Genomic DNA, 7,208 nt, shown 5'->3' on the forward strand with positions numbered 1-7,208 from the left:
GTGTCCACCACCGCGACCCGGAACCCCGGCACCGCCACCCGCTCCCCGCGCAGCGACGCCACCGCACCCTCCGCGCCCCTGGTCACCACCACCAGGTCGGCCCCGGCCGCGTGCCACTCGTCGCAGGCCCGCTCGATCGTCCAGCCGGGGTAGAGCAGGGCGAGATCGTCGTCGCTCAGTTTCAGCACGTCGGCGAGGGCGCACCAGTACGGGAGCCGGTCGCGCAGGCCGTCCAGGGTGACCAGCGGCAGCCGGACGTTCGGGTCGATCGAGATCGTCGCCCGCCACCGGGCGGCCTCGGCGAACTCCTCGATCACCCGCCCGCCGGGCGGCCGGCCCAGCGCGATCGAACCGGTGTGCAGGCACACCGCCTCGTCCAGGGCGTGCGCGGGCAACTCCTCGGCGGTCCACTGCCAGTCGGCGGTGCCGTCGGCGTGGAAGGAGTACGCCGCGCCGCCGCGCTCGTCGAGGGTGGCGACGGCGAGCGTACTGGGCTCGGCGGCCCGGACGCTGCCGGTCAGCTTGACCCCCGAGGAGGTCAGCCGGTCCCGGAACGCCCTGGCGAACACGTCATTGGAGAACCGGCCCAGGAAGCGGGTGCGGGTGCCGAGGCGGGCCAGCGCGACGGCGGTGTTGGCGGGACTGCCGCCGGGGAGCACCCGCAGCATCAACTCACCGTCCGTGCCGGTGGGGCCTTGGGCGGGGTCGGCGAACGTGTCGGCGACGTTCTCGCCCAGGACGGTGACGATGCCCCCGGTCATACCCGACCCTTCCATCCACACGAACGACCCGACCACTCTGACACACCCCCCACCCCCTCCCGCCTCCGGCGGCCCGCCACGCTCCGCGCGAGGGGGCCGGGCTCCGCCCAAAGAGCCGCGCTCCGCGCGTTGTACGGGCTCCGCCCGAGAGGGTCGCGCTTCGCACGCAGAGGCCGGGCTCCGCCCAAAGAGCCGCGCTCCGCGCACCTCTTGGACCTCGCTCCGCTCGGCCTGTGCTTTCCGGCGCCGCGCTACCGCGCGTCGCCTCATGGCGCGCTACCGCGCGCAGGGGGACGGGCTTCGCCCGAGGGGCCGCGCTCCGCGCGCATTGGACCTCGCTGACGCTCGGCCTGTTTTCTCAAGGCCGGGCTCCGCCCGGCGCCAGCGCCACCGGCACACCGATACCCGTCTCAACCCCCGACGGCCACCAGCCACGACCCAGCCTCTAGGAATCCCATCCACACGGCCTTCGGATCGTGAACGCTCACCAATTCCAGGCAAGTCACCCGACCATACGCCCTTGCGGGATATCGTTCCTGAGTTGCCAGCCACACCCACACAATTGAGGAGAAGACCGTCCTCGCCGAATCACGATGCCCTGAGGCCAACCGGTGAAGCGCTCGTTTTCGAACTAAAGGAAATCGCGGTCAGCGCCAGGAAAACCCGCAGGTCAACAAGTGTGCTCCCCGCACGCGCGGGGGTGGTCCCCCCACCGGCCGATCTTGTGCCCGTCTCCGTCGGTGCTCCCCGCACGCGCGGGGGTGGTCCTCTTGCCCTCGTCCCGGAAAACCACTGGACGGAGTGCTCCCCGCACGCGCGGGGGTGGTCCCCGATCGCTAGCGATACTCGCCCGCGCAGTGCCGTGCTCCCCGCACGCGCGGGGGTGGTCCGGTGGCGGAGACCCACGCGAACGATTGCGTCGTGTGCTCCCCGCACGCGCGGGGGTGGTCCGGGCACGCACGCGGGCCTCGTCGATGACGGGCGGTGCTCCCCGCACGCGCGGGGGTGGTCCTCCCAGCGCCTTGCGCTGCTCGGGCGGCAGCTTGTGCTCCCCGCACGCGCGGGGGTGGTCCGGGAGACCGCATGCTCGACAAGTTCCGCGACGAGTGCTCCCCGCACGCGCGGGGGTGGTCCTCCGGTAGTCGGCCCCGTATCGGTCGAGGAGCCGTGCTCCCCGCATGTGCGGGGATGATTCCGTCTGTTGTACCTATGCCGCCGCCTTGCCGTGCTCCCTGACAGGAGTCCGGGTTCACCGCGATCACGAGCGTGTCGGCGGCTGTTGTCCGGCTGCGGGGACAGGGACATGTACTGCAGCGGGTAGTAGCCCGCTGCTTCGGCTATGGGGAAAGGCCCGATTCTTTCAAGCACCGGGGCGTCTTCGTCGTGCCCGAGGGCGAGGTTCAGGAGCCGCTCGTAAGCTCGCGCAACTCACGCGCGGCAGGAGACTCGCGAGCGTCTTCGGGAAGAACTTCGAGCGTGATCCGCGCCGCTGAGAGTATCCGCATGTCCCGCCGCTCGGCGGGCAGTCCGTCCACGATTTGTGACGCCTCCGGCACGCCCTGCTGGGGGTCCGCCTGCGCCTGGAGTGCAGCCCGGTGAAGCGCGACCTGTGTAAGTGTCCGGTGCCCCACAGGGAAGGCCGCAGCCGCAGCGTCCTGTGCGGACGCCGCCTGCTTCATATCCCCCGCGAGGGTGTACACGAGACTGAGATCGAACCACAACCCCCGGCCCGGCCAGCCCGGATCAACCCCGGCCACCCGGGAGGGGAGCCGATCGAACACATCCGCCGCTTGCTGGATGGCCTCAACAGCCTCGGCGTGCCTGCCGAGCCGGGTCAGCGCCCACGCCTTCCCGCACATGGCCGCGACGAGCGGCGCGCTGGGCCGCTCTCCGGCGAGTCGCCGCGCCTCATGTACCAAGCCGAGCACCACGCTGGGATTGTCGGCGTCGTCGTACCATCGGTACGCCGACTCCCAGGTCATCAGCCAGGCGGCGAGCAGGTTGTCGCCTGATTTACCGGCCAGCGTTCGTGTCGTCGCCCACCAGCGCCCAAGACGACGGCCTTTTCGTCGTGTGGGAGGTGGAGGCCGGTGACTGCGGGGCGAGTGGCGTGATCAATGACGAGGCCGTCGCCGAGAAGGCGATGCTCGATGCCCTCGCCGCTTTTCGGCACGGGCGTGGGCGGGTCCGGTACGCGCGGCTCGCCCCGGTGCCCCGCGCCGTCTACGACTACCGATACGGCACGACCCTCATCACCGCGCACCGGGCGGACGGCGTGACCGTCTCCGTCGCCGGGGACGCGTGGGAGGACACCCCTTGAGCGGGTACGGCGGCGCGGCGAGAGAGCTTGGCGCGCTGTCGTGCCGTACGGCGGGCGGGTGCGAGGTGTTCTCCTCGCCCGCGCCACTCCACAGTCTGCGCGGCGGCCCCCTTCCCATCGCCCAGGGCCGTACCGCGTCGCACGGGGAGTCGGTAGCCCCCGTGCCCGCGCGGGCGGGCGCCCCACAGCCAGATCCGCCCGCCCGCGCACTTCACGAACGGGGGTGCAGTGGACCGCCTGAGCCTGTGGGAAGGCGCCCACCTCGCCGCGATCGAGACCACCTTCCCCGGCTGGCGCATCCTCGTACACAACCGCTGCTGGTGGGCCACCAAGCACTCCCCGCCCACCCCCGCGCAGAAGGCCGCCGGAGTACTGCACCAGTTCGCCCGGCCCGGGCCGCTGGAACTGGTGGCCGCGCTCACCGAGCAACTCGGCATCCTCAGCCGCATGGGCGCGGCCTGAACCACAAAGCACCATCGCCGTAGTCACCGATCAGCATGGAGCCGACATGACCACCCTGGGCTGAGGTACCGGCTCGCCTGACCGTCCCATGAACGACTCACGCGCCGGTCGTGTACTCGTAGAGGTCGTAGGCGACCATTACCAGGCGGCCGGGGTCGGGGGCATAACCCAGGGTCGAGCCGAGGGGGCTGGTGACCTCCTGGTAACCGATGATGTCGATGCCGGAGGCGGGAGCGGCGGTGCCCATCCAGAGGGCGCCTTCCTCGGTGGAGGCGAACCAGCAGGGGCCGCCCGAGTACGCGCCCCAGACGGTGGCGAAATTGAAAGCCTGGGGGCGGTGGGTGTCGACGATCAGGTTGGCCTTTCCGCGAAGGGCGATCTGCCAGGTCGCGGGGTCGATCGAGTAGTACCACAGGTTGTAGTCGTCGGGGCCGACCGAGCAGTTGGCGACCAGCAGTGAGTCGCCGGCCACCGAAACGCTGTTGATGCCGCGCTGGGCCTGTGGATTGAAGACCGCCTGCGAGAGAACGTGGCCCGAGGGTACTCCGACGATCGACACGTAGCCGTCTTCGGAGCCTGCCAGCACGCGGGCTTTGGCAGGCGAGTCGGAGACGACCGCGATGGAATGCACGTCGTGCAGGCCCCACGGGTTGACCGGGTCGGGATTGCGGACGTCCACGGCTCGCAGAAAACGCAGGCGTCGCCGGATCGGGTCGTGGTCCCAGATGGACAGGTGGCCCGAGGTGTGGCCGACGACCAGGGTGCTGGTGCCGGCCAGGACCGCGCGGGCGCCGGTGGCGACGCCGAGGGCCGGGTCGTAGCCGTAGGTGCCGCCGGGGCGGAGATCGGGCCAGCCGTCGTCGCCCGCGTACCACAGGGCGATGGAATCTTCGTCATTGGAGCTGGCGAACGACCGGCGGGGCAGCCGGGCGAGCATCCGCACGCCCTGGAAGGCGGGGCTGGTCACGGACTCGCTGATCAGCGGGCCGGACACGGCCGACTCGACGAACTTGAAGATGCTCATAGAACCGTCCCAGCGGCCCACCACGAAGTGGTCGGCGTCGAGCCAGGTGAGCTGCTGGGCCATTTCGTAGGTGACGCCGTCGGCGGAGATCGGCAGGGCGGTCGCGGCGAGCGGCGGGGCCGGGAACGAGACCCCGCGCTCGATAAGCTCCTGCTGAGAACGGATCGTCGGAGGAACGGCTCGGTTCACCGCCACGGCCTTTTCCCATCGTTCGACGCTGAAGAGGATCGGGGTAGCCGGTTACTGCCCCATCGGCACTCACGATAATCCTGGGAATCGGGGGTATCTCATGGAACCGGAACTCGCGGGTTCTCCGTTCTTCTGCTCGTGGAGCGGTGGAAAGGACTCCGCGCTGGCTTTTCACCGCGCGGTACGGCACGGTGGCGTTCCCGGGGTGATGGTCACGATGATGACCGAAACGGGGCTGCGTTCCCGTTCGCACGGCCTGCGTCGGGAGGTGCTGGCCCGGCAGGCGGCGGCGATCGGCGTGCCCATCCGGTTCGTGGCCACCACCTGGGACGATTATGAGAACAAGTTCTGTGCCGAGGTGCGGAGTGTGGTGGCGGGCGGGATCGGCCGTGGGGTGTTCGGTGACATCGACACGGAAAGCCATCGGGAATGGGAGCTTTCCGTATGTGCCCGGGCGGGCGCGACGGCCCATCTGCCGCTGTGGCAGACCGAACGCCCGACCCTGATGCGCGAACTCCTCGACAACGGATTCCAGGCGGCCGTCGTCGCCGTCCGTGACGGACTCCTGCCGCCCGAAATTCTCGGCAAGGTCATCGACGCGGAAATGCTCGGGCTTTTCACGGATGCGGGCGTGGACATCGCCGGCGAGAACGGTGAATATCACACGGTGGTCACCGACGGCCCGATCTTCCGAACCCCGCTCCGGCTCACCTTCGGTGAGACCATCCTTCGGGACGGCGTCTGGTTCATCGACGCGGAGGCGGATGCCGGGTGAGAGCGGCGTCAGTTCCCGTGGACCGGGTTCTTGGCCACCCGTTTCTCTGACACCAGCAGCCGGACCGTACCCTCCCGCGCCGACTCCGCCGCCCACACGATCCAGTGGTCGCGTACGTCGGTCGCGCGGTCGTTCGGGTCCGCCGAGAAGCCGCCGCCGTTCTTCGCGGGCGTGATGATCTGGTACTCCACACTGAGGCCCCGCCGCCGCACCTCGGCGGCCACCTCGGCCACCGTACGCTCGACCGGGTCGTAGCCCTCCAGCATCTCGCCCTTGGCCTCGGCCGCCGCGTGGGCCCCGTATCGCTCGCCGGGCCTGGCCTGGCGGCCGACATAGACGGTGCCTTTGCCGCTGAAGCCCTTGGAGACCGTCACGGTCAGCGCGCAGCCGGGGGTGCCGGGGGCGCAGCCCTCGGGGGACAGGCCGCCGCCCAGTTTGTCCGCCTCGGTGGTGCCAGAGAATCCGTACCGGACGATGTCGCCCACCCGGCTCGGGGAGACGGGGACCAGTTGCAGGCCGACTTCGAGCCCCAGGGCCTTGAAGCCCTCGGAGTACTGGGTATGGTCGGCGAACGGGTCCTTGATCGTGGCCACGTAGTCGTCGCCGCTCAGCCGGATGTCGATGGCGGCGTTCGCGTAAGAGGTCGCGGTGCCGGCGCGGTCCTGGAGCAGGGTGAGCCCGGCGACGGCGGCGGCGGCCATCGCGGCGGTGACCGTCGCGCCGATCAGCAGGCGGGGGAGGCGGGGGAGGTGCCTTCGGTGGCTGCGCGCTCCGGAATCACCCATCGCCGCCAGCAGCAGGCGCTCCTGCTCGCGCAGGTCGGCGAGTTCAGGGCGGGGGATTTCCGCACGGAAGCGGGCAAGCTCGTTGATCTCATTCGTCTCGTTCACAGACCGGGCTCCTCGCTGATCATGGCCAGGGGGTTGACCTCGCCGAGTTCCTTTTTGAGCTTGGTGCGCGCCCGGTTGACGCGGGAGCGTACCGTGCCGACCCGGATGCGCAGCGCCTCGGCGACCTCGGGGTAACTGAGGTCGGCCCAGGCGACCAGCAGCAACGCGTCCCGGTGGCCGCGTGGCAGCGCGGCCAGCGCCCCGGCCAGGCGACGGCGGGAGGCCATGGCGCTCAGCCGTTCGTCGCTGCGTTCGGTGAACGACGCCTGCACCGGATCGGTGCCGGTGCGTTCGAGGATGCGCAACTGCTGGACCTCCGTGCGCACGTACCGGCCGATCAGGTTGGAGGCGATGCCGTACAGCCATGGCCGCGCGTTCGGTCGGGCCAGGTCGTAGCCGCCGCGCTGGCGGAACGCGGTCAGGAAGGTCTCCCCGACGACGTCGTCAGCGGCTTCGGTGCCGAGCCTGCGCCTGACATAGCGGGCTATGTCGGGCGCGTGCCGCCGGAAGATCTCCGCGAACGCCTCAGGTTCGCGCCGGGACCGCTCGATGAGGGACGCGTCATCGCCCTCCACCCGGGCGCTCTCACTCATTGTGCGCCTTTCGGCTCTGCATCAGGTCACCCGTTGTTGCCACCAACCCCCGAAACGGTTCCATCCCTTTTGTGCTGTGCGTCCGCGTGGCCGGTCTCCCAGGCCGGGGTACCGAGCCTGTATGGCAGAGCCCACTCACCCCGCACGCGGTATCTGGGGGAGGGGGTTGGTGGCAACAACGGGTGACCTGATGC

Annotated in this window: 8 protein-coding genes and 1 CRISPR repeat array; of the genes, 3 read left to right on the forward strand and 5 right to left on the reverse strand. The window is 70.2% G+C overall.

Annotated features, from left to right (window positions below; translation table 11 throughout):
* Positions 1-761, reverse strand: a 761-nt coding sequence (locus C1I98_RS32415; RefSeq protein ID WP_111171161.1) for a carbohydrate kinase family protein, incomplete at its 3' end; no start/stop codon positions are given.
* 679 nt (positions 762-1,440) lie between these two features.
* A CRISPR array of direct repeats spans positions 1,441-1,956; the repeat unit is 28 nt; unit sequence GTGCTCCCCGCACGCGCGGGGGTGGTCC.
* A 205-nt stretch (positions 1,957-2,161) separates the two neighbouring features.
* Entirely contained in the window at positions 2,162-2,743 is a 582-nt protein-coding gene (locus C1I98_RS32420; protein WP_111171162.1) for a hypothetical protein, read from the reverse strand.
* Positions 2,744-2,790: 47 nt separating this feature from the next.
* On the opposite strand from C1I98_RS32420, the gene C1I98_RS32425 reads away from it, so the two are divergent.
* Entirely contained in the window at positions 2,791-3,081 is a 291-nt protein-coding gene (locus C1I98_RS32425; protein WP_111171163.1) for a hypothetical protein, read from the forward strand.
* A 228-nt stretch (positions 3,082-3,309) separates the two neighbouring features.
* On the forward strand, positions 3,310-3,543 hold the full coding sequence (locus tag C1I98_RS32430; protein ID WP_111171164.1) for a hypothetical protein: 234 nt from the start codon (positions 3,310-3,312) through the stop codon (positions 3,541-3,543).
* 97 nt (positions 3,544-3,640) lie between these two features.
* On the opposite strand, the gene C1I98_RS32435 is transcribed toward C1I98_RS32430, so the two are convergent.
* The gene (locus C1I98_RS32435) at positions 3,641-4,762 is read right to left on the reverse strand and encodes a hypothetical protein (RefSeq protein ID WP_111171165.1); all 1,122 of its coding nucleotides are present in this window, start codon (positions 4,760-4,762) and stop codon (positions 3,641-3,643) included.
* Positions 4,763-4,856: 94 nt separating this feature from the next.
* Between C1I98_RS32435 and C1I98_RS32440 the strand changes: the two genes are divergently transcribed.
* Positions 4,857-5,531, forward strand: coding sequence for a Dph6-related ATP pyrophosphatase (locus C1I98_RS32440; RefSeq protein ID WP_111171166.1), 675 nt, complete (start codon positions 4,857-4,859; stop codon positions 5,529-5,531).
* An 8-nt stretch (positions 5,532-5,539) separates the two neighbouring features.
* Here C1I98_RS32440 and C1I98_RS32445 read toward each other — a convergent pair whose 3' ends face one another.
* On the reverse strand, positions 5,540-6,421 hold the full coding sequence (locus tag C1I98_RS32445) for a hypothetical protein (protein WP_111171167.1): 882 nt from the start codon (positions 6,419-6,421) through the stop codon (positions 5,540-5,542).
* The gene (locus tag C1I98_RS32450) at positions 6,418-7,014 is read right to left on the reverse strand and encodes an RNA polymerase sigma factor (protein ID WP_111171168.1); all 597 of its coding nucleotides are present in this window, start codon (positions 7,012-7,014) and stop codon (positions 6,418-6,420) included. The genes C1I98_RS32445 and C1I98_RS32450 overlap by 4 nt, the downstream gene beginning before the upstream one ends.
* Between the last annotated feature and the right edge of the window lie 194 nt (positions 7,015-7,208).

Origin of the sequence: Spongiactinospora gelatinilytica, from assembly GCF_003236385.1 — a bacterium.
GTDB lineage: Bacteria > Actinomycetota > Actinomycetes > Streptosporangiales > Streptosporangiaceae > Spongiactinospora > Spongiactinospora gelatinilytica.

Coding starts and splice junctions, on each gene's coding strand:
- C1I98_RS32450 (WP_111171168.1), bottom strand. CDS start 7,014: ATGAGTGAGAGCGCCCGGGTGGAGGGCGATGACGCGTCCCTCATCGAG.
- C1I98_RS32420 (WP_111171162.1), bottom strand. CDS start 2,743: ATGACCTGGGAGTCGGCGTACCGATGGTACGACGACGCCGACAATCCC.
- C1I98_RS32440 (WP_111171166.1), top strand. CDS start 4,857: ATGGAACCGGAACTCGCGGGTTCTCCGTTCTTCTGCTCGTGGAGCGGT.